General features: G+C 62.5%; 27 protein-coding genes and 1 other annotated feature. Of the genes, 1 reads left to right on the top strand and 26 read right to left on the bottom strand.

Annotation, left to right across the window (positions count from 1 at the left end):
- Window positions 1-32 precede the first annotated feature (32 nt).
- The 26 genes from rplO to HGK27_RS03530 all read right to left on the bottom strand — a co-directional run bounded on the left by rplO (window position 33) and on the right by HGK27_RS03530 (window position 15,143).
- Entirely contained in the window at window positions 33-512 is a 480-nt protein-coding gene (rplO, locus tag HGK27_RS03655) for a 50S ribosomal protein L15 (protein ID WP_206238811.1), read from the bottom strand.
- Window positions 513-714: 202 nt separating this feature from the next.
- Window positions 715-891, bottom strand: coding sequence for a 50S ribosomal protein L30 (gene rpmD, locus HGK27_RS03650; protein WP_206238809.1), 177 nt, complete (start codon window positions 889-891; stop codon window positions 715-717).
- A 5-nt stretch (window positions 892-896) separates the two neighbouring features.
- Entirely contained in the window at window positions 897-1,607 is a 711-nt protein-coding gene (gene rpsE, locus HGK27_RS03645) for a 30S ribosomal protein S5 (RefSeq protein ID WP_206238808.1), read from the bottom strand.
- Window positions 1,608-1,609: 2 nt separating this feature from the next.
- Window positions 1,610-1,960: a 50S ribosomal protein L18 gene (gene rplR / locus HGK27_RS03640; protein ID WP_206238806.1), complete on the bottom strand. Its 351-nt coding sequence runs from the start codon at window positions 1,958-1,960 to the stop codon at window positions 1,610-1,612.
- The gene (gene rplF / locus HGK27_RS03635; RefSeq protein ID WP_206238804.1) at window positions 1,960-2,493 is read right to left on the bottom strand and encodes a 50S ribosomal protein L6; all 534 of its coding nucleotides are present in this window, start codon (window positions 2,491-2,493) and stop codon (window positions 1,960-1,962) included. The genes rplR and rplF overlap by 1 nt, the downstream gene beginning before the upstream one ends.
- A complete protein-coding gene (rpsH, locus tag HGK27_RS03630) occupies window positions 2,493-2,888 on the bottom strand; it encodes a 30S ribosomal protein S8 (protein ID WP_068091540.1) in 396 nt (131 codons plus the stop codon). Before rpsH ends, rplF begins: the two co-directional genes overlap by 1 nt.
- A gap of 10 nt (window positions 2,889-2,898) precedes the next feature.
- Window positions 2,899-3,204 (bottom strand): 30S ribosomal protein S14, encoded by a 306-nt coding sequence (rpsN, locus tag HGK27_RS03625; protein ID WP_206238802.1) that lies wholly within the window; start codon window positions 3,202-3,204, stop codon window positions 2,899-2,901.
- A gap of 39 nt (window positions 3,205-3,243) precedes the next feature.
- Complete coding sequence (gene rplE, locus HGK27_RS03620) at window positions 3,244-3,822, bottom strand: 50S ribosomal protein L5 (RefSeq protein ID WP_068091546.1); 579 nt, start codon at window positions 3,820-3,822, stop codon at window positions 3,244-3,246.
- Window positions 3,815-4,135, bottom strand: coding sequence for a 50S ribosomal protein L24 (rplX, locus tag HGK27_RS03615; protein WP_068091549.1), 321 nt, complete (start codon window positions 4,133-4,135; stop codon window positions 3,815-3,817). Before rplX ends, rplE begins: the two co-directional genes overlap by 8 nt.
- Window positions 4,135-4,503 (bottom strand): 50S ribosomal protein L14, encoded by a 369-nt coding sequence (rplN, locus tag HGK27_RS03610; protein ID WP_068091552.1) that lies wholly within the window; start codon window positions 4,501-4,503, stop codon window positions 4,135-4,137. Before rplN ends, rplX begins: the two co-directional genes overlap by 1 nt.
- Window positions 4,504-4,622: 119 nt before the next feature.
- Window positions 4,623-4,892: a 30S ribosomal protein S17 gene (gene rpsQ / locus HGK27_RS03605; protein WP_206238800.1), complete on the bottom strand. Its 270-nt coding sequence runs from the start codon at window positions 4,890-4,892 to the stop codon at window positions 4,623-4,625.
- A 10-nt stretch (window positions 4,893-4,902) separates the two neighbouring features.
- Entirely contained in the window at window positions 4,903-5,106 is a 204-nt protein-coding gene (rpmC, locus tag HGK27_RS03600; protein WP_206238798.1) for a 50S ribosomal protein L29, read from the bottom strand.
- Window positions 5,103-5,540, bottom strand: coding sequence for a 50S ribosomal protein L16 (gene rplP / locus HGK27_RS03595; RefSeq protein ID WP_206238797.1), 438 nt, complete (start codon window positions 5,538-5,540; stop codon window positions 5,103-5,105). Before rplP ends, rpmC begins: the two co-directional genes overlap by 4 nt.
- A 19-nt stretch (window positions 5,541-5,559) precedes the next feature.
- Entirely contained in the window at window positions 5,560-6,255 is a 696-nt protein-coding gene (gene rpsC, locus HGK27_RS03590; RefSeq protein ID WP_068091565.1) for a 30S ribosomal protein S3, read from the bottom strand.
- Between the two features lie 3 nt (window positions 6,256-6,258).
- Complete coding sequence (rplV, locus tag HGK27_RS03585) at window positions 6,259-6,639, bottom strand: 50S ribosomal protein L22 (protein ID WP_206238795.1); 381 nt, start codon at window positions 6,637-6,639, stop codon at window positions 6,259-6,261.
- Window positions 6,639-6,917 (bottom strand): 30S ribosomal protein S19, encoded by a 279-nt coding sequence (rpsS, locus tag HGK27_RS03580; protein ID WP_206238793.1) that lies wholly within the window; start codon window positions 6,915-6,917, stop codon window positions 6,639-6,641. Before rpsS ends, rplV begins: the two co-directional genes overlap by 1 nt.
- Before the next feature lie 6 nt (window positions 6,918-6,923).
- Window positions 6,924-7,760, bottom strand: a complete 837-nt coding sequence (gene rplB, locus HGK27_RS03575; protein WP_206238792.1) for a 50S ribosomal protein L2 — start codon at window positions 7,758-7,760, stop codon at window positions 6,924-6,926.
- A gap of 6 nt (window positions 7,761-7,766) precedes the next feature.
- Window positions 7,767-8,069, bottom strand: a complete 303-nt coding sequence (locus HGK27_RS03570; RefSeq protein WP_068091579.1) for a 50S ribosomal protein L23 — start codon at window positions 8,067-8,069, stop codon at window positions 7,767-7,769.
- Window positions 8,062-8,688 carry a 50S ribosomal protein L4 gene (gene rplD, locus HGK27_RS03565; RefSeq protein ID WP_068091582.1) on the bottom strand — a complete coding sequence of 209 codons (627 nt, stop codon included), beginning with the start codon at window positions 8,686-8,688 and terminating at the stop codon, window positions 8,062-8,064. The genes HGK27_RS03570 and rplD overlap by 8 nt, the downstream gene beginning before the upstream one ends.
- A gap of 3 nt (window positions 8,689-8,691) precedes the next feature.
- Window positions 8,692-9,417, bottom strand: a complete 726-nt coding sequence (gene rplC / locus HGK27_RS03560) for a 50S ribosomal protein L3 (RefSeq protein ID WP_206238790.1) — start codon at window positions 9,415-9,417, stop codon at window positions 8,692-8,694.
- 279 nt (window positions 9,418-9,696) lie between these two features.
- Window positions 9,697-10,008, bottom strand: a complete 312-nt coding sequence (gene rpsJ, locus HGK27_RS03555; protein ID WP_007011873.1) for a 30S ribosomal protein S10 — start codon at window positions 10,006-10,008, stop codon at window positions 9,697-9,699.
- 131 nt (window positions 10,009-10,139) lie between these two features.
- Complete coding sequence (gene tuf, locus HGK27_RS03550; protein WP_206238788.1) at window positions 10,140-11,330, bottom strand: elongation factor Tu; 1,191 nt, start codon at window positions 11,328-11,330, stop codon at window positions 10,140-10,142.
- Between the two features lie 191 nt (window positions 11,331-11,521).
- Window positions 11,522-13,594, bottom strand: a complete 2,073-nt coding sequence (gene fusA, locus HGK27_RS03545; protein ID WP_206238787.1) for an elongation factor G — start codon at window positions 13,592-13,594, stop codon at window positions 11,522-11,524.
- A 108-nt stretch (window positions 13,595-13,702) separates the two neighbouring features.
- Entirely contained in the window at window positions 13,703-14,173 is a 471-nt protein-coding gene (gene rpsG, locus HGK27_RS03540; protein ID WP_068091601.1) for a 30S ribosomal protein S7, read from the bottom strand.
- Between the two features lie 76 nt (window positions 14,174-14,249).
- A complete protein-coding gene (gene rpsL, locus HGK27_RS03535) occupies window positions 14,250-14,621 on the bottom strand; it encodes a 30S ribosomal protein S12 (RefSeq protein WP_206238785.1) in 372 nt (123 codons plus the stop codon).
- A gap of 300 nt (window positions 14,622-14,921) precedes the next feature.
- Window positions 14,922-15,143 carry a hypothetical protein gene (locus tag HGK27_RS03530; RefSeq protein WP_206238784.1) on the bottom strand — a complete coding sequence of 74 codons (222 nt, stop codon included), beginning with the start codon at window positions 15,141-15,143 and terminating at the stop codon, window positions 14,922-14,924.
- Window positions 15,144-15,484: 341 nt separating this feature from the next.
- Window positions 15,485-15,540: a sequence feature (sul1 is cis-regulatory element that is thought to sense ions involved in sulfur or methionine metabolism; They are found in Alphaproteobacteria), on the top strand.
- 84 nt (window positions 15,541-15,624) lie between these two features.
- On the opposite strand from HGK27_RS03530, the gene HGK27_RS03525 reads away from it, so the two are divergent.
- A complete protein-coding gene (locus tag HGK27_RS03525; protein ID WP_206238783.1) occupies window positions 15,625-17,109 on the top strand; it encodes a SulP family inorganic anion transporter in 1,485 nt (494 codons plus the stop codon).
- Window positions 17,110-17,344: the final 235 nt, after the last annotated feature.

Genomic DNA, 17,344 nt, shown 5'->3' with positions numbered 1-17,344 from the left:
CTCTGGAACCCCGCCCGTCAATTCATTGCGAATTATTCCGCAGCAGCCTTGGGGGCCGGCACGTCGACCGAACCACCAGCGGCCTCGACAGCGGCGCGCGCGCCCTTCGAGACACCGGCAACCTTGAAGGAAACCTTCGAGGAGAATTCACCCTTGGCCAGCAGACGCACGCCGTCCTTGCCGCCACGGGCCAGGCCAGCGGCCTTCAGAGCAGCGTGATCGACGACGCCCGAGATGTCCAGCTTGCCGGCTTCGATGAACTTCTGGATCAGGCCCAGGTTCACCTCGGCATAGTCCTTGCCGAAGGGGTTGTTGAAGCCGCGCTTCGGCAGACGCATGTGGAGCGGCATCTGGCCGCCTTCGAAGCCGTTCACCGAGACGCCCGAACGCGCCTTGGCACCCTTCTGACCACGGCCGGCAGTCTTGCCCTTGCCCGAGCCGATGCCACGGCCGACGCGCATGCGACGGTGACGGGCGCCATAGTTGTCGAAGAGTTCGTTAAGCTTGGTCATAATATGCACTCGCTTTCGCTATTGTCGCGCTGAAAGAAGCGCGCAACCTTGCGGCCACGCGCTGAATGGAAGCGGGGCCCATAGGGCAAGAGTCAGGGTTTGTCACCATATTTTGTGGTTTCCTTGCCCCCTTCCCCACCGCCAAAGAAAAAGGCCCCGGCGTTTCCGCCGAGGCCCAATTCCTTGCACATCAAGGCAGTGATCAGTCGATCACGGCGACCAGATGCGGCAGCTTGGCGACCGTGCCGCGCACTTCAGGGGTATCCTGAAGCTCGACGACGCGATTCATCTTGTTAAGACCCAGGCCGATCAGCATCTTCTTCTGATGCTCGGGGCGGCGGATCGGCGAACCGATCTGCTTGAGCTTGATGGTTGCCATTGCGCTTACTCCGTAATCGCAGCGGCAGCAGCTTCAAGCTGCGCCTCGCTGTGGTGATGACCATCGCGCGACAGCAGGTCGGTGACCTTCTTGCCGCGACGCTGCGCCACCGACTTGGGCGAGGTCTGCTCACCCAGAGCCGCGAAGGTGGCGCGGATCATGTTGTAGGGGTTCGAGGTGCCGACCGACTTGGTCACCACGTCATGAACGCCCAGGCTCTCGAAGACAGCGCGCATCGGGCCGCCCGCGATGATGCCCGTACCGGCCGGGGCCGAACGCACATTCACCTTGCCGGCGCCGAAGTGGCCCTTGCCGTCGTGATGAAGGGTACGACCCTCCTTCAGAGCGACGCGGATCATCTTCTTCTTGGCCGAAGCAGTGGCCTTGGTGATGGCTTCAGGCACTTCGCGCGCCTTGCCATGACCGAAGCCCACGCGGCCCTTGCCGTCGCCAACGACGACCAGAGCGGCAAAACCGAAGCGCTTACCGCCCTTGACGGTCTTCGAGACGCGGTTGATGTGAACCAGCTTCTCGATCAGCTCTTCGCCCTGCTCTTCCTCGGGCTTGCCACGACGATCATCGCGGCGACCGCGGCGTTCGCCACGCTCGCCACCACGCTCACCGCCGCGACCGCGACCACGACGACCTTCGCGCTCACCACCCTCGGGGGCGGCAGCTGCGACGGTCTCGACTTCCTGGTTGGTTTCGTCAGCCATGATCAGAACTCCAGCCCGCCTTCACGGGCGGCATCGGCCAGCGCCTTGACGCGGCCATGGAACAGGAAACCACCGCGATCGAACACGACAGTCGTGATGCCGGCAGCCTTGGCAGCCTCGGCCAGCTCCTTGCCCACGGCAGTCGCCGAAGCAACGTTCGCGCCGATCTCCTTGGAACCCTTCTTGAGCGAAGAGGCCGAAGCGACCGTGCGACCCGAAGCGTCGTCGATGATCTGGGCGTAGATGTGGCGGCCGGTGCGATGCACGGACAGGCGAGGACGCCCACCGGCACGCGCCTTGAGCGCGGTGCGAACGCGCCGACGGCGGCGCGCAAAAAGTGACAGCTTGGCCATTACTTCTTCTTCCCTTCCTTGCGGAAGATGAACTCGCCGCGATACTTGATACCCTTGCCCTTGTAGGGTTCGGGCTTGCGCCAGCGACGGATCTCCGCGGCCACCTGGCCAACCTTCTGCTTGTCGATGCCCGAGATCTCGACCGTGGTGTTATCCGGGGTCTTGACCTCGATGCCCTCGGGCACAGGGAAGTTGACGTCGTGGCTGTAGCCCAGCTGCAGCTTAAGAGTCTTGCCCTGGGCGGTGGCACGGTAGCCAACGCCGGTGATGAGCAAGGTCTTGCTGTAGCCTTCGGTCACGCCGGTCACCAGATTGGCGACCAGAGTGCGCTGCAGACCCCAGAACGCGCGAGCGCGCTTGGTGTCGTTGGCGGGCTGCATCGAAATCGCGCCATCTTCGATCGCGTAGGTGATCTCGTCAGCCAGACCCAGCGTGAGCGTGCCCTTGGCACCCTTCACGGTGAGCACACCATCATTGATGGTGGCGGTGACGCCGGCCGGAATGACGACCGGCTTTTTGCCGATGCGGCTCATTAGAACACCTCCGCCAGCACTTCGCCACCGACGTTGGCAGCGCGCGCTTCGGCATCCGAAAGCACGCCACGCGGCGTCGAGACGATGGTGATGCCAAGGCCGTTGCGCACCACGGGGAGCTCCTTGCTACCCGAGTACACCCGGCGACCGGGCTTGGAGACGCGAGCGACGTGCTTGATGGCGGGCTCGCCTTCGAAGTACTTCAGCTCGATGCGCAGCTGCGGATGGAGGCCAGTGGCATCCTCCGTGAAACCGCGGATGTAACCCTCGCGCTGGAGAACTTCCAGCACGCGGGCGCGCAGCTTGGACGCGGGCGAAAGGACGGAATCCTTCTTCGCCTGCTGCCCGTTGCGGATGCGGGTGAGCATATCACCCAGGGGATCGGTCAAAGCCATCGAAGTATCCTTACCAGCTCGACTTGGTCACGCCGGGGATCAGGCCCTTGTTGGCCAGATCACGCAGCTCAACACGGCACAGGCCGAACTTGCGATAGTAGCCGCGCGGGCGGCCGGTGGTGGCGCAGCGGTTGCGAACGCGGGTAGGATTCGCGTTGCGCGGGATTTCCGCCAGCTTCAGACGGGCAATGAGACGCTCGGTATCATCAGCCTGCTGATCGTCCGCCACAGCCTTCAGCTTGGCATACTTCGCAGCATACTTCTTGACGAGGGCCTTGCGACGCTCGTTCTTGTTGATCGAACTCAGTTTCGCCATGGACTTAAGCTCTCTTTCTTAAACCTTGCGAGGCTGCACTCAAGCAGCCTGCTTGGCTTCTTCTTCCTGAGGGAAGGGGAAGCCGAAAAGACGCAGCAGCTCACGAGCTTCTTCGTCGGTGTTGGCCGTGGTGGTCACGATGATGTCCATCCCACGAACCTTGTCGATCTGGTCGTAGCTGATTTCCGGGAAGATGATCTGCTCCTTCAGACCCATGGCATAGTTGCCACGGCCATCGAAGCTCTTCGGGTTCAGGCCACGGAAGTCGCGGATGCGGGGCATCGCGACGGTGATCAGACGGTCCAGGAATTCATACATGCGCTCGCGACGCAGCGTGACCTTGCAGCCGATCGCCATGCCTTCGCGCAGCTTGAACTGGGCAACCGACTTCTTCGCGCGCGTCACGACCGGCTTCTGACCGGCGATCAGCTCCATTTCAGCGGCGGCAGTCGTGACCTTCTTACGGTCCTGAGTGCCCTCACCCACGCCCATGTTGAGCGTGATCTTGGAGATGCGCGGGATCTGCAGGGCGTTGGTATAACCGAACTTCTCGGTCATCGCCTTGGCGATCTCGGCGTCGTACTTGCCCTTCAGGCGGGGCGTATACTTATCAGCCATCGATCTTCTCCCCGGACTTGACCGCAACGCGGACCTTCTTGCCATCGATCGTCTCGAAGCGCACGCGGGTGGCCGCGCCGGTCTTCGGATCGGCCAGACCGACCTTGCTGATCGCCATGGGAGCCTCGCGACGGTCGATGCCGCCCTGAGGATTCGCCTGGCTGGGCTTGCGGTGACGCGCGGCGATGTTCACGCCGGCAACCACGATCTTGTCCTCCTTGGGGAGAACCTGCAGGACGGTGCCGGTGCGGCCCTTGTCCTTGCCCGAGCGCACAACAACGTTGTCGCCCTTCTTGATCTTAGCAGCGGACATTACAGCACCTCCGGAGCCAGCGAGATGATCTTCATGTAGCCCTTGGCGCGCAGTTCGCGAACCACGGGGCCAAAGATACGCGTGCCGATGGGCTCCGCGTTCTTGTTGATCAGCACAGCTGCGTTACCGTCGAAACGGATAACCGAACCGTCGGGACGACGGACGTCCTTACGGGTGCGCACGATCACCGCACGGTGAACGTCGCCCTTCTTGACCTTGGCGCGCGGTTGGGCTTCCTTGATCGACACCACGATGATGTCGCCAACGCCCGCAACGCGACGCTTCGATCCGCCCAGCACCTTAATGCACTGGACACGCTTGGCGCCGCTGTTGTCAGCAACGTCAAGCTGGGATTGCATCTGGATCATTGATCCGGTTCCTTACGCTAGGCTTGCCGGAACCAGTCCGGCAGTTCCAAAAAACGAGCCGGCGCCCTAGCCGCAAAACGGCTAGAGCACCAGCGATTTTTTCAACGCGCTGTTGAGGCTTAAACGTCGGCTTCGACAGCCGCCGTCTTGCCCGCCTGAACCCGGTCGATCACCTTCCAGGTCTTCAGCTTCGAGATGGGCGCGGTCTCCTCGATGCGGACGACTTCGCCAACCTTTACAGCATTGTCTTCGTCGTGAGCGTGATACTTCTTCGAACGACGGATGATCTTCCCGTACATGGGATGCTTCACCTTACGCTCGACCTTCACGACCACGGTCTTGTCGGTCTTGTCGGAAACAACCGTCCCGATCAGAATACGCTTGGGCATGGTTGTCTCCTTACGCCTTCGCTGCAGCCGAACGCTCGCTCTGGAGCGTCTTGATGCGGGCGATATCGCGGCGCACTTCCTTGATGCGGGCCGGGCGCTCCAGCTGATTCGTGGCGGCCTGGAAGCGCAGGTTGAAGGCCTCGCGCTTCAGGTTGCCCAGATCTTCGGTCAGCTGGTCGTCGCTCTTGGCGCGCAGATCAGTAGCCTTGGTCATTCTTCACCTCCCAGATGCGAGGTGTCGCCCAGGCGGGCAACAACCTTGGTCTTGATCGGCAGCTTCATCGCGGCGCGGCTGAAAGCCTCCGCGGCGAGCTGGCCGGCAACGCCGTCGACCTCGAACAGGATGCGGCCCGGCTTCACGCGAGCTGCCCAATATTCGATCGAACCCTTGCCCTTGCCCTGACGGACTTCGGCAGGCTTCTTCGACACAGGCACGTCGGGGAACACGCGGATCCACAGACGGCCCTGACGACGCAGGTGGCGGGTGATGGCGCGACGCGCAGCTTCGATCTGGCGAGCGGTGATACGCTCGGGTTCCAGGGCCTTGAGGCCGTAGGAACCGAAGTTCAGATCGGTGCCGCCCTTGGCTTCACCCTTGATGCGGCCCTTGAAGGCCTTGCGGAACTTGGTTTTCTTCGGTTGCAACATGATCTGTTACCTCAAGCCCTCAGCGCGACGGACGCACGCCGGAGGTCTGAGCCTCCATGTTGAGACGATCCTGCGCCATCGGGTCGTGACCAAGGATTTCACCCTTGAAGATCCAGACCTTGATACCGATGATGCCATAGGCGGTCAGCGCCTCGGCGTCGGCATAGTCGATGTTGGCACGCAGGGTGTGCAGCGGCACGCGACCTTCGCGATACCACTCCACACGCGCGATTTCGGCGCCGCCCAGACGACCCGAGCAGGTGATCTTGATGCCTTCGGCACCAAGACGCAGAGCCGACTGCACCGCACGCTTCATGGCGCGACGGAAGGCGATACGACGGATCAGCTGATCCGCGATACCCTGAGCGACGAGCTTCGAATCGACTTCCGGCTTGCGGATTTCGACGATGTTCAGCTTGACGTCGCTGCCGGTCATCTTGGCGAGCTGCGAACGCAGCTTCTCGATGTCGGCGCCCTTCTTGCCGATGATGACGCCCGGACGGGCGGCATAGATCGACACGCGGCACAGCTTGGCAGGACGCTCGATCACCACCTTGGAGATCGCGGCCTGCGGCAGCGTCTTCATGATGAACTTGCGGATCTTGAGGTCTTCCTCAAGAAGCTTGCCGTAGCTGCGACCTTCCGCATACCAGCGGCTGTCCCAGGTGCGGTTGATCTGCAGACGCAGACCGATGGGGTTGGACTTATGACCCATGGATCAAGCCTCCTGCTGAACTTCGCGCACCACGATGCGCAGACGGCTGAAGGGCTTCAGAATGCGGGTGGACTTGCCACGGCCGCGGGTATGAAAGCGCTTCATCGTGATCGACTTGCCGACCGACGCCTCGACGACGACGAGGTTGTCGACGTCCAGGTTGTGGTTGTTCTCGGCGTTGGCGATGGCCGAGGCCAGCACCTTCTTCGCATCGACAGCCATGGCCTTCTTCGAGAAGGTCAGGATGTTGAGCGCGTCTTCCGCCTTGCGGTTGCGGATCAGCGCAGCCACCAGGTTCAGCTTCTGGGCCGAACCGCGGATCTGCGTGCCGACCGACAGGGCTTCGTTGTCGCCAACGCGACGGGGAGCTTTAGGCTTGCTCATCAGCGCTTGCCCTTCTTGTCAGCGGCGTGACCCGGGAACGAGCGCGTGGGCGCGAATTCACCAAGCTTGTGGCCGACCATGTCCTCGTTGACGGACACGGGGATGAACTTGTGCCCGTTGTAGACGTTGAACGTCAGACCAACGAACTGCGGCAGGATCGTCGAACGGCGCGACCAGGTCTTCACCGGGGCAGCGCGCGAGCCAGCATCCTGCGCGGCTTCCGCCTTCTTGAGCAGGTGCAGGTCGACGAAAGGACCTTTCCAAACGGAACGAGCCATTGTCGATTACCTCTTCTTCTTGGCGTGGCGCGAGCGGATGATCATATTGTCCGTCCGCTTGTTGTGGCGCGTGCGAGCACCCTTGGTCGGCTTGCCCCAAGGCGTAACCGGGTGACGACCACCCGAAGTACGGCCTTCACCACCACCGTGCGGGTGGTCGACGGGGTTCTTGGCCACACCGCGGGTCAGCGGGCGCTTGCCCAGCCAGCGGTTGCGACCGGCCTTCGCCAGGTTCTGGTTGGCGTTGTCGGGGTTCGACACGGCGCCAACGGTGCCCATGCAATCGCCACGCAGGTAACGCTGCTCGCCCGAGTTCAGGCGAACGATCACCATGCCACGGTCACGACCCACGACCTGCACATAGGTGCCGGCCGAACGCGCGATCTGACCGCCCTTGCCCGGCTTCATCTCCACATTGTGGATGATGGTGCCGACCGGCATCTGGGACAGAAGCATGGCATTGCCGGGCTTCACGTCGGTCTTTTCGCCGGCGACGATCACGTCACCCACGGCCAGGCGCTGAGGCGCCAGGATGTAGGTCTGCTCGCCGTCCTCGTACTTCACCAGAGCGATGAAGGCCGTGCGGTTGGGATCGTATTCCAGACGCTCCACGGTCGCGGGGGCATCCCACTTGCGACGCTTGAAGTCGATGAAACGATACTTCTGCTTGTGACCGCCGGCGATACCGCGCGAGGTCACATGGCCCTTGTTGTTACGGCCACCGGTCTTGCTCTTACCTTCGGTAAGCGCCTTGACCGGCTTGCCCTTCCACAAGGACGACTTGTCGACCAGAACGAGGCCACGACGGGCCGGGCTGGTCGGGTTATAGCTCTTAAGTGCCATGGCCCGTTAGATCCCGCTCGTGACGTCGATCGACTGGCCGGGAGCCAGCGTCACGACCGCCTTCTTGACGTCGCTGCGCTTGTAGGGCTTGCCCTTCCAGCGCTTGGTCTTGCCCTTCTGGGTCAGCGTGTTCACACCAACGACCTTGACGTCGAAGAGCGCTTCCACAGCTGCCTTGATTTCGGGCTTGGTCGCCTTGTCAGCCACCTTGAACACCACGGCGTTGTGCTCGGAGAGCAGCGTGGTCTTCTCGGTGATGTGGGGCGCCACGATCACGTCGTAATGACGAGTGTCGATACCGTTAGCCATTGAAACGGGCCTCCAGCTTTTCGACAGCGGCGCGGGTCAGCACCAGCGTGTCATGCTTCAGGATGTCGTAGACATTGGCACCCACGGCGGGGAGCACATTGACGCCCACGAGGTTGCCGGCAGCCTGCGCGAAACCAGCGTTCACGGCTTCACCGTCGATCACCAGCACCTTGCCGGCAATGCCAGCCTTGGCGAAGGTGGCGGCCAGGCCCTTGGTCTTGGCTTCGGCCAGTTCCAGGCTGTCGACCACGATCAGGCCATTGTCGACCTTCGAGGACAGGGCGAGCTTGAGGCCAAGCGCGCGGATCTTCTTGTTCAGCGAGATGTTGAACTCGCGAACGCGCGGACCCATCGCCTTACCACCGCCGATGAAGACGGGAGCCTTGCGATCGCCGTGACGGGCGGAACCGCCACCCTTCTGGTTGCCGAACTTCTTGCCGGTGCGGGCAACGTCCGAACGCTCGCGGGCGCCACGGGCGATGCCGCGACGGTTCTCGAGCTGCCAGGTGACAACGCGGTGCAGGATGTCAGCGCGCGGCTCCAGGCCGAACACAGCATCGTTCAGTTCGATTTCGCCAGCAGCGGCCGAACCGTCGAGATTCTTGATCTGGACCTTCACGGCTTAACCCTCCTGACCAGCGTCGGCTTCGACAGCCGGGGCAGCCGTATCGTTGGCCGACTTGATGCCAGCGGGATACGGCGCGTCGGCGTGACGCGAAACCTTGACCGCATCGCGAACCAGCAACCAGCCGTTCTTGGCGCCGGGCACGGAGCCCTTCACGAAGATCAGGCCGCGATCGCTGTCGGTGCGAACGACTTCGAGATTCTGCTGGGTGCGCTGACGGTCACCCATGTGGCCGGCCATCTTCTTGTTCTTGAAGACCTTGCCGGGGTCCTGACGGTTACCCGTCGAACCATGCGCACGGTGAGAGATCGACACACCATGGGTGGCGCGCATACCGCCGAAGCCCCAGCGCTTCATAGCGCCGGCAAAGCCCTTACCCTGGGTGTGACCCGTGATGTCCACCAGCTGGCCATCGACGAAGTGCGAGGCGGCGATCGTTGCACCCACATCGAGCAGGGCATCGTCGGCGACGCGGAATTCGGCGACTTCCATCTTCAGCGGCACTTCAGCCTTGGCGAAATGCTCACGCTGCGGCTTGGCGACATTCTTCTGCTTGGCGGCGCCCGCACCCAGCTGGACCGCGACGTAACCGTCACGCTCTGCTGTGCGAACCGAAACCACCTGGCAATCTTCCAGCGACAGAACCGTCACGGGAACGTGGCGACCGTCTTCCTGGAAAAGGCGGGTCATCCCCACCTTCTTAGCGATCACGCCGGTGCGCATGATCCATACTCCTTAAATGCACAGAGGCCTGCGGAGGCCCATCCCCCACAGGCGTGTTTTTACAGCCCTGTTTTTAAACGAGCCCCGTCCGGGCTGCGCGCCACCACGCAAAAAGCGTTGTGACAAGACGGGGGACGCTTGCCCGGCTTTGCCCGAAGGCCCCTGCCGGAGGTATCCCTGTAATCATCGCGTTCGAAGGGGCTGAGAAAACCCCGCCAGACTCAGCCAAAAGACGAATCAGGCAACGCGAGATGGGGGCCCTTAGCAGGCCCCCGCGGCTTACGCCAGCTTGATTTCAACGTTAACGCCAGCGGCCAGATCGAGCTTCATCAGAGCATCGACGGTGGCGGCGTTGGGCTGCACGATGTCCAGGAGGCGCTTGTAGGTGCGCACTTCAAACTGTTCACGCGACTTCTTGTCGATGTGAGGGCCACGGTTGACCGTGAACTTCTCGATCTTGGTCGGCAGAGGAATGGGGCCTCGAATGAGGGCGCCGGTGCGACGGGCGGTGTCGGCGATTTCGCCGGTGGCCTGATCAAGCACGCGGTGGTCGAACGCCTTGAGGCGAATGCGGATGTTCTGAGCTTCCATGTCCTGCTACCGATGAGAAAGAGCAAAAAAATCATTTCCCCCGGCTTTCATCCCTTTTGGGGAACCGGGGGAAACGAGAAAAAACCGTCAGCCCGAGTGGAGCGAATCACACTCGGGCTGCGCGGCCTATATTACTTGGTGATCTTCGCGACAACCCCCGAACCGACGGTGCGGCCGCCTTCGCGGATTGCGAAGCGCAGACCTTCATCCATCGCGATCGGAGCGATCAGCTCGACCTTCAGCTGGACGTTGTCGCCGGGCATGACCATCTCGGTGCCCTCGGGCAGCGTGACCGAACCGGTGACGTCGGTGGTGCGGAAGTAGAACTGCGGGCGGTAGTTGGCGAAGAACGGCGTGTGACGGCCACCTTCATCCTTCGACAGCACGTAGACTTCCGATTCGAAGTTGGTGTGCGGGGTGCAGGTGCCGGGCTTGGCCAGAACCTGACCACGCTCAACGTCTTCACGCTTGATGCCGCGGCACAGAGCGCCGATGTTGTCGCCAGCTTCACCCTGGTCGAGCAGCTTGCGGAACATTTCCACGCCGGTCACGGTGGTCTTGGCGGTGGCCTTCAGACCGATGATCTCGACTTCCTCGCCAACCTTGACGATGCCGGTCTCGACGCGGCCGGTCACAACCGTACCACGACCCGAGATCGAGAACACGTCTTCGACGGGCATCAGGAACGGACGGTCGGTCGGACGGGGGGGCTGCGGGATGTAGCTGTCGACAGCTTCCATCAGCTTGTAGATCGATTCCTTGCCGATGGCATCGTCGCGACCTTCCAGAGCGGCCAGAGCCGAACCGGGGATCACGGGGATGTCGTCGCCGGGGAAATCGTAAGACGACAGCAGCTCGCGGATTTCCAGCTCGACGAGCTCGAGGATCTCGGCGTCATCGACCTGGTCGACCTTGTTCATGTACACGACCAGAGCGGGCACGCCGACCTGACGGGCGAGCAGGATGTGCTCGCGGGTCTGGGGCATCGGGCCGTCAGCAGCGTTCACCACCAGGATCGCGCCGTCCATCTGGGCGGCACCGGTGATCATGTTCTTCACATAGTCAGCGTGGCCGGGGCAATCGACGTGAGCGTAGTGACGGTTGGCGGTCTCGTATTCCACGTGGGCGGTCGAGATCGTGATGCCGCGCTCGCGCTCTTCGGGAGCCTTGTCGATGTTGGCATAGTCGGTGAAGGTCGCGCCACCGGTCTCAGCCAGCACCTTGGTGATGGCGGCGGTCAGCGTGGTCTTGCCGTGGTCAACGTGACCGATGGTGCCGATGTTGCAGTGCGGCTTGTTCCGCTCAAACTTAGCCTTAGCCATGTTTCAAACCTTCTTTTCGTTCGAATGTCAATTTTCAACGGGACGGCACCTGCCAGACTCACGCCTGAAAATCAGGCGCCGCCCCTAGCCTGATCTGATCGATCAAGCAAGCGTGTCGTTATGTCTGTTCCATCAGGCCCGATTTCAAGGGGAGCGCAACCGCCCTCACCCTGTCACCGGGCCCAATCGGATCAGGCCATCTTCGCCTTCAGCTCGGTCGCCACGTTCGAGGGAACCTCGTCGTAGTGAGAGAACTGCATGCTGTACTGCGCACGGCCCTGCGTGAACGAGCGAAGCGTGTTCACGTAGCCGAACATGTTGGCCAGCGGGGTCATGGCCTCGACAACCTGTGCGTTGCCGCGGCTGTCGGTGCCCTGGATCTGACCACGGCGGCTGTTGAGATCGCCGATCACGTCGCCCATGAATTCCTCAGGGGTGACAACCTCGACCTTCATGATCGGCTCGAGCAGCTTGATGCCGGCCTTCTGGGCGACTTCACGCATGGCGCCACGGGCGCAGATTTCGAAGGCCAGAGCCGACGAGTCGACGTCGTGGTAGGCACCGTCATACAGCAGCACTTCGAAGTCGATGATCGGGAAGCCGATCAGCGAACCCGTCAGAGCGGTTTCACGGAAGCCCTTTTCAATGGCGGGGATGTATTCCTTCGGAATGTTACCGCCCTTGATTTCGTCCTTGAAGACGAAGCCCGAACCGCGCTCGCCCGGCGTGACCTTGACCTTCACGCGACCGAACTGACCGGTACCACCCGACTGCTTCTTGTGGGTGTAGTCGATGTCCACCGGCTTGCCGAGATATTCGCGGTAAGCCACCTGCGGCGCGCCGACGTTGGCTTCAACCTTGAACTCGCGACGCATACGGTCGACGATGATGTCCAGGTGAAGTTCGCCCATGCCCTTGATGATCGTCTGGCCCGATTCGTGATCGGTCGAGACGCGGAACGAGGGATCCTCAGCCGACAGGCGGTTCAGGGCGACGCCCATCTTCTCCTGGTCAGCCTTGGTCTTGGGCTCCACCGACAGCTCGATCACGGGCTCGGGGAATTCCATGCGCTCCAGCACGATGGGCTGACGCTCGGCGCACAGCGTGTCACCGGTGGTCGTTTCCTTCATGCCGGCCAGGGCGATGATGTCGCCTGCGAAGGCTTCTTCGATGTCCTTACGCTCGTTCGCATGCATTTCCAGCATACGACCGACCTTTTCCTTCTTGTCCTTCACCGAGTTCAGGTAGGTGCCCTTGGTGAGCGTACCCGAATAGATGCGGATGAAGGTGAGCGAGCCCACGAAGGGATCGTTCATGACCTTGAAGGCCAGAGCCGAGAACGGCGCGTCGTCGGTGGCGGGACGGCTGTCCTTCTCGTCGCTGTCCATCTTGACGCCCTGGACGTCAGGAATGTCGAGCGGCGAAGGCAGATAGTCGACCACGGCGTCGAGCAGGGGCTGCACGCCCTTGTTCTTGAACGCCGAACCGCAGCACACGGGAACGAACGACTGGTTCAGCGTGCCCTTGCGGATCAGCTTCTTCAGCGTCTCGGCGTCAGGCTCGTTGCCTTCCAGATACGCTTCCATCGCGTCATCGTCCTGCTCAACAGCGAGTTCGATGAGCTTAGAGCGGTACTCGGCGGCTTCGTCGGCGAGATCGGCGGGGATTTCTTCATAGAAGAACTCGGCGCCCAGCGACTCGTCCTTCCAGATGATCGCGCGGTTATGCACCAGATCGACCAGGCCCTTCAGATCGGCTTCGAGACCGATCGGAATGTAGAGCACGGCAGGCTTGGCACCCAGACGATCGATGATCGACTGCACGCAATACTTGAAGTTGGCACCGGTGCGGTCCAGCTTGTTGATGAAGCACATGCGCGGAACGCCGTACTTGTCAGCCTGACGCCACACGGTTTCCGACTGCGGCTCCACGCCGGCAACGCCGTCGAAGCACGCAACGGCACCGTCGAGCACGCGCAGCGAACGCTCGACTTCAATCGTGAAGTCGACGTGGCCGGGGGTGTCGATGATGTTGATGCGGTGGTCGTTCCAGAAGCAGGTGGTGGCGGCCGACGTGATCGTGATGCCGCGCTCCTGCTCCTGCTCCATCCAGTCCATGGTGGCGGCGCCGTCGTGGACTTCGCCGATCTTGTAGGACTTGCCGGTGTAGTAAAGGATGCGTTCGGTCGTCGTGGTCTTGCCAGCGTCGATATGCGCCATGATGCCGATATTACGGTACATCGAGAGCGGATGGCTGCGTGCCATGGTTGCTTCCTTGGGGTTCGGGTTGAAGCCGGTGAGGCCCCTGCCCTTAGGTTCAGTACTGTGACATCCGTGTGACGGGACCGCAAAACGGCCCCGTCAGACAGAAGATTACCAGCGGTAGTGGCTGAACGCGCGGTTGGCGTCGGCCATACGGTGGGTGTCTTCGCGCTTCTTCACAGCGTTGCCGCGGTTGTTGGCAGCGTCCAGCAGCTCGGCCGAGAGGCGAGCCGACATGGTGGTCTCGCTGCGGTTGCGCGCGGCGGTGATCAGCCAGCGGATGGCCAGAGCCTGGGCACGCTCGGGGCGCACTTCGACGGGGACCTGATAGGTCGCACCACCGACGCGGCGGCTGCGCACTTCGATCTGCGGCTTCACATTGTTCAGAGCGTCGTGGAACAGCTGAACGGGGTCAGCCTTCGCACGGGTCTGCATGGTTTCCAGAGCGCCATAAACGATGCTCTCGGCAACCGACTTCTTGCCGTCCAGCATGAGGTTGTTCATGAACTTGGACAGAACCTGATCACCATGCATGGGATCGGGCAGGATTTCCCGCTTCTCGGGACGACGACGACGTGACATCGTATGAATTCCTTATCTTATACGGCTCGCGGCAAGCGGCCTGAATAGAGGCAGGGCTGTTGAGCCCCGGGCCTGCTTACTTGGGACGCTTGGCGCCGTACTTCGAACGGCTCTTCTTGCGGTTCTTCACGCCCTGGGTATCCAGCACGCCGCGCAGCACGTGGTAGCGCACGCCGGGAAGATCGCGCACACGACCGCCGCGGATCAGCACAACCGAGTGCTCCTGCAGGTTGTGGCCTTCACCGGGGATGTAGGAAATGACTTCGCGGCTGTTGGTCAGACGGACCTTGGCCACCTTGCGGAGAGCCGAGTTCGGCTTCTTCGGCGTGGTGGTGTAGACGCGGGTGCAGACGCCGCGCTTCTGCGGGTTCTGCTCCATGGCCGGGACCTTGGACTTGGTCTTCTGCGGCTCGCGACCCTTGCGGATCAGCTGGTTGATTGTAGGCATGAAGGGACTTCACCTTGTTAGATGATACCATCGACAAAGATGAAGACGAAAAGCCGCATAGCGAATCGCACAGGCGAGGCCTGCCGATAAAACCGATGCGAACCGAAACGCTCCACCCCTGCCAGCGGCACCGGGTTACTTTGACGGATAACGCTGGGCTTTCAGCAGGTTGACCCTGCAAATGCCCGGCACGCACCGGCAATGTTCAGCTCATTGACGACAGGGCCAGCGGCATGCCGTCCCATCGCGAACCGGCGCGCCTTAGGCCTGTTGGCGCTTCAGGTCAAGCGGGGGTGCGTGTCAGACGTCGCGGCAGCGCACCTCCAGCCCGGTGGTCCATACCTCGGCCCGCTCGCCGGGCCTTGTCTCCACCTCGGCCTTGAGCTTCTTCGTCTCGATGTGCAGCCTGAGCGGTCTATCAAGATGGCAAGCCGCGCCCTTCTTGACCAATTCGCATTTGTTCTGCGCTTCCTTATATTCGGCCAGGGTGGTTTCTCCAATCGGCTCCACGCCGATCCTCACCGCCCTGCTCCCCCCGACCAACGCCATCCCCAGCGTGACCTGGACTCATCCGGTAGACCGGATGGTCCGGCAGGGCACCATCGGCCTCCTCGACGCTGGCATGCATCCCGAGCGGCACGGCCAGACGCTCACAAAAGGTGGTGCCGTCGACAGCTACCGGGTCCGCCGCTTGTGCCGCCCCTGCCCCGAACACCATCGCCGCCGCCACCGCCTTCAACCGCGAAACCATGCCTTGCCCCCTGTTTGCTGCCCGTCAAAGCCGTATCCGAGGGGGCCAGCAGCCCCCACGCCCCACGCGCATTGCCTTAACGGCGACAGGCGGTTATGAGGAGCGCCATTCGCATGGACCCGGTGAAATTCCGGGTGGCTCTTCCGGCCGCCGATCCGCCGGACAACGCCCGATCCCTTCGGGCCCCCCGCCGCAGACATCTCCCTTCGCCCTTCCGGCGACGCCTGCGGCCCCATCACACGCGGATTTTTCATGACTGCCCTTACCCTTGCCCGTTACCGCGCCGAATGGTTCGGCGGGGCCGCTGCAATGCAGCGCGACATCCTTGCCGGCATGGTCGGCACCTTTGCCCTCATCCCCGAGGTGATCGCCTTTTCCTTCGTGGCGGGCGTCGATCCGCAGGTGGGCCTCTTCGCCTCCTTCGTGATCGGCATCGTCATCGCCTTTGCCGGAGGACGCCCCGCCATGATCTCCGGCGCGGCGGGATCGGTGGCACTGGTCGCCGCCGCGCTGGTTCATGCCCATGGCCTGTCCTATCTGCTGGCCGCCACGGTGATGGCCGGCGCCTTCCAGATCCTTTTCGGCCTGCTGGGGCTGGATGTGCTGCTGCGCTTCGTCTCCCGCTCGGTGCGGACGGGCTTCGTCAATGCGCTGGCGATCCTGATCTTCTCGGCGCAGGTGCCGCAGATGCTGGGCGTCGACTGGCACACCTATGCGATGATCGCGCTGGGCCTCGCCATCATCTACCTGCTGCCGCGCGTAAGCACAGCCATCCCCTCGCCCCTGATCTGCATCGTGGTGCTGACGGTGGTGAGCATCGCCATCCCCATGCCGATCCGCACCGTGGCCGATCTGGGCCGCCTGCCCTCCTCGCTGCCCGGCTTCGCCCTGCCCGCCATCCCGCTTAGCCTTGAGACGCTGAAGATCGTCACCCCCTACGCCTTCGCCATGGCGGCGGTGGGCCTGCTGGAATCAATGATGACCGCCAGCGTGGTCGATGACCTGACCGAGACCACCAGTTCCAAGGCCCGCGAATGCACCGGCCTTGGCCTTGCCAATGTGGCCGTCGGCCTGTTCGGTGGCATCGCGGGCTGCGGCATGATCGGCCAGACGGTGGGCAATGTGCGCTATGGCGGACGCGGCAGGCTCTCCACGCTGGTGGCGGGCGTGTTCCTGCTGCTGGTGATGGTGCCCCTGCGCCCATGGGCCGAAAAGGTGCCCGTCGCCGCGCTGGTGGCGATCATGATCATGGTCTCGATCAGCACCTTCTCATGGAGTTCGATCAGCGATCTGGCCCGCCACCCCAAGGTTTCCGGCATCGTGATGCTGGCGACAGTGGCGGTGACGGTGGCCACGCATGATTTGTCGGCAGGCGTCGGCGTGGGCGTGCTGCTCTCCGGCGTGTTCTTCGCCTTCAAGGTGACACGCCTGATGGCGGTGCAGGTGGAGTACGATGCCGCCACCGATACCCGCCTCTACAACGTCTCCGGCCAGATCTTCTTCGCCAGCGCCGATATCTTCGCCGATCACTTCGATCTGCGTGACACAGCGGCAAATGTCCGCATCGATCTGACGCAAGGGCATTTGTGGGACATCACCGCCGTGGGGGCGCTGGAAGATGTCGTCACCCGCATGCGCCGCCACGGCATCGCAGTGGAGCTTCTCGGGTTGAACGAGGCGAGCGCGATTTTGGTGGATCGCCATGCGCCTCTGGTTCGGGATGTGCAGGGAATTTGAAGAAGGATAAGTGCGAGGGCCATCGCCCTCGCGCTCCCTTTAATGTCTGCGTTGCGCTTCGGGTTCGGCCACAGAGCAACGTCGCCGCGCCGCAGGCTTTCAAACGAGAAAAGGCGCCGGGGCTTCCTGCCTGCGGCGCCTTTTTCGTGTCCGTGGAAAGGTTACGCACCGATGGGATGCCACCAACCTTTTTGTCGGGAGACGTCATGGGAGCGCGAGGGGGTTACCCCCTCGC

Origin of the sequence: Novosphingobium terrae, from assembly GCF_017163935.1 — a bacterium.
GTDB lineage: Bacteria > Pseudomonadota > Alphaproteobacteria > Sphingomonadales > Sphingomonadaceae > Novosphingobium > Novosphingobium terrae.
This window is presented reverse-complemented; position numbering and strand designations above follow the sequence as displayed.

Coding starts and splice junctions, on each gene's coding strand:
- rplO (WP_206238811.1), bottom strand. CDS start 512: ATGACCAAGCTTAACGAACTCTTCGACAACTATGGCGCCCGTCACCGT.
- rpmD (WP_206238809.1), bottom strand. CDS start 891: ATGGCAACCATCAAGCTCAAGCAGATCGGTTCGCCGATCCGCCGCCCC.
- rpsE (WP_206238808.1), bottom strand. CDS start 1,607: ATGGCTGACGAAACCAACCAGGAAGTCGAGACCGTCGCAGCTGCCGCC.
- rplR (WP_206238806.1), bottom strand. CDS start 1,960: ATGGCCAAGCTGTCACTTTTTGCGCGCCGCCGTCGGCGCGTTCGCACC.
- rplF (WP_206238804.1), bottom strand. CDS start 2,493: ATGAGCCGCATCGGCAAAAAGCCGGTCGTCATTCCGGCCGGCGTCACC.
- rpsH (WP_068091540.1), bottom strand. CDS start 2,888: ATGGCTTTGACCGATCCCCTGGGTGATATGCTCACCCGCATCCGCAAC.
- rpsN (WP_206238802.1), bottom strand. CDS start 3,204: ATGGCGAAACTGAGTTCGATCAACAAGAACGAGCGTCGCAAGGCCCTC.
- rplE (WP_068091546.1), bottom strand. CDS start 3,822: ATGGCTGATAAGTATACGCCCCGCCTGAAGGGCAAGTACGACGCCGAG.
- rplX (WP_068091549.1), bottom strand. CDS start 4,135: ATGTCCGCTGCTAAGATCAAGAAGGGCGACAACGTTGTTGTGCGCTCG.
- rplN (WP_068091552.1), bottom strand. CDS start 4,503: ATGATCCAGATGCAATCCCAGCTTGACGTTGCTGACAACAGCGGCGCC.
- rpsQ (WP_206238800.1), bottom strand. CDS start 4,892: ATGCCCAAGCGTATTCTGATCGGGACGGTTGTTTCCGACAAGACCGAC.
- rpmC (WP_206238798.1), bottom strand. CDS start 5,106: ATGACCAAGGCTACTGATCTGCGCGCCAAGAGCGACGACCAGCTGACC.
- rplP (WP_206238797.1), bottom strand. CDS start 5,540: ATGTTGCAACCGAAGAAAACCAAGTTCCGCAAGGCCTTCAAGGGCCGC.
- rpsC (WP_068091565.1), bottom strand. CDS start 6,255: ATGGGTCATAAGTCCAACCCCATCGGTCTGCGTCTGCAGATCAACCGC.
- rplV (WP_206238795.1), bottom strand. CDS start 6,639: ATGAGCAAGCCTAAAGCTCCCCGTCGCGTTGGCGACAACGAAGCCCTG.
- rpsS (WP_206238793.1), bottom strand. CDS start 6,917: ATGGCTCGTTCCGTTTGGAAAGGTCCTTTCGTCGACCTGCACCTGCTC.
- rplB (WP_206238792.1), bottom strand. CDS start 7,760: ATGGCACTTAAGAGCTATAACCCGACCAGCCCGGCCCGTCGTGGCCTC.
- HGK27_RS03570 (WP_068091579.1), bottom strand. CDS start 8,069: ATGGCTAACGGTATCGACACTCGTCATTACGACGTGATCGTGGCGCCC.
- rplC (WP_206238790.1), bottom strand. CDS start 9,417: ATGCGCACCGGCGTGATCGCTAAGAAGGTGGGGATGACCCGCCTTTTC.
- rpsJ (WP_007011873.1), bottom strand. CDS start 10,008: ATGGAAGCTCAGAACATCCGCATTCGCCTCAAGGCGTTCGACCACCGC.
- tuf (WP_206238788.1), bottom strand. CDS start 11,330: ATGGCTAAGGCTAAGTTTGAGCGGAACAAGCCGCACTGCAACATCGGC.
- fusA (WP_206238787.1), bottom strand. CDS start 13,594: ATGGCACGCAGCCATCCGCTCTCGATGTACCGTAATATCGGCATCATG.
- rpsG (WP_068091601.1), bottom strand. CDS start 14,173: ATGTCACGTCGTCGTCGTCCCGAGAAGCGGGAAATCCTGCCCGATCCC.
- rpsL (WP_206238785.1), bottom strand. CDS start 14,621: ATGCCTACAATCAACCAGCTGATCCGCAAGGGTCGCGAGCCGCAGAAG.
- HGK27_RS03525 (WP_206238783.1), top strand. CDS start 15,625: ATGACTGCCCTTACCCTTGCCCGTTACCGCGCCGAATGGTTCGGCGGG.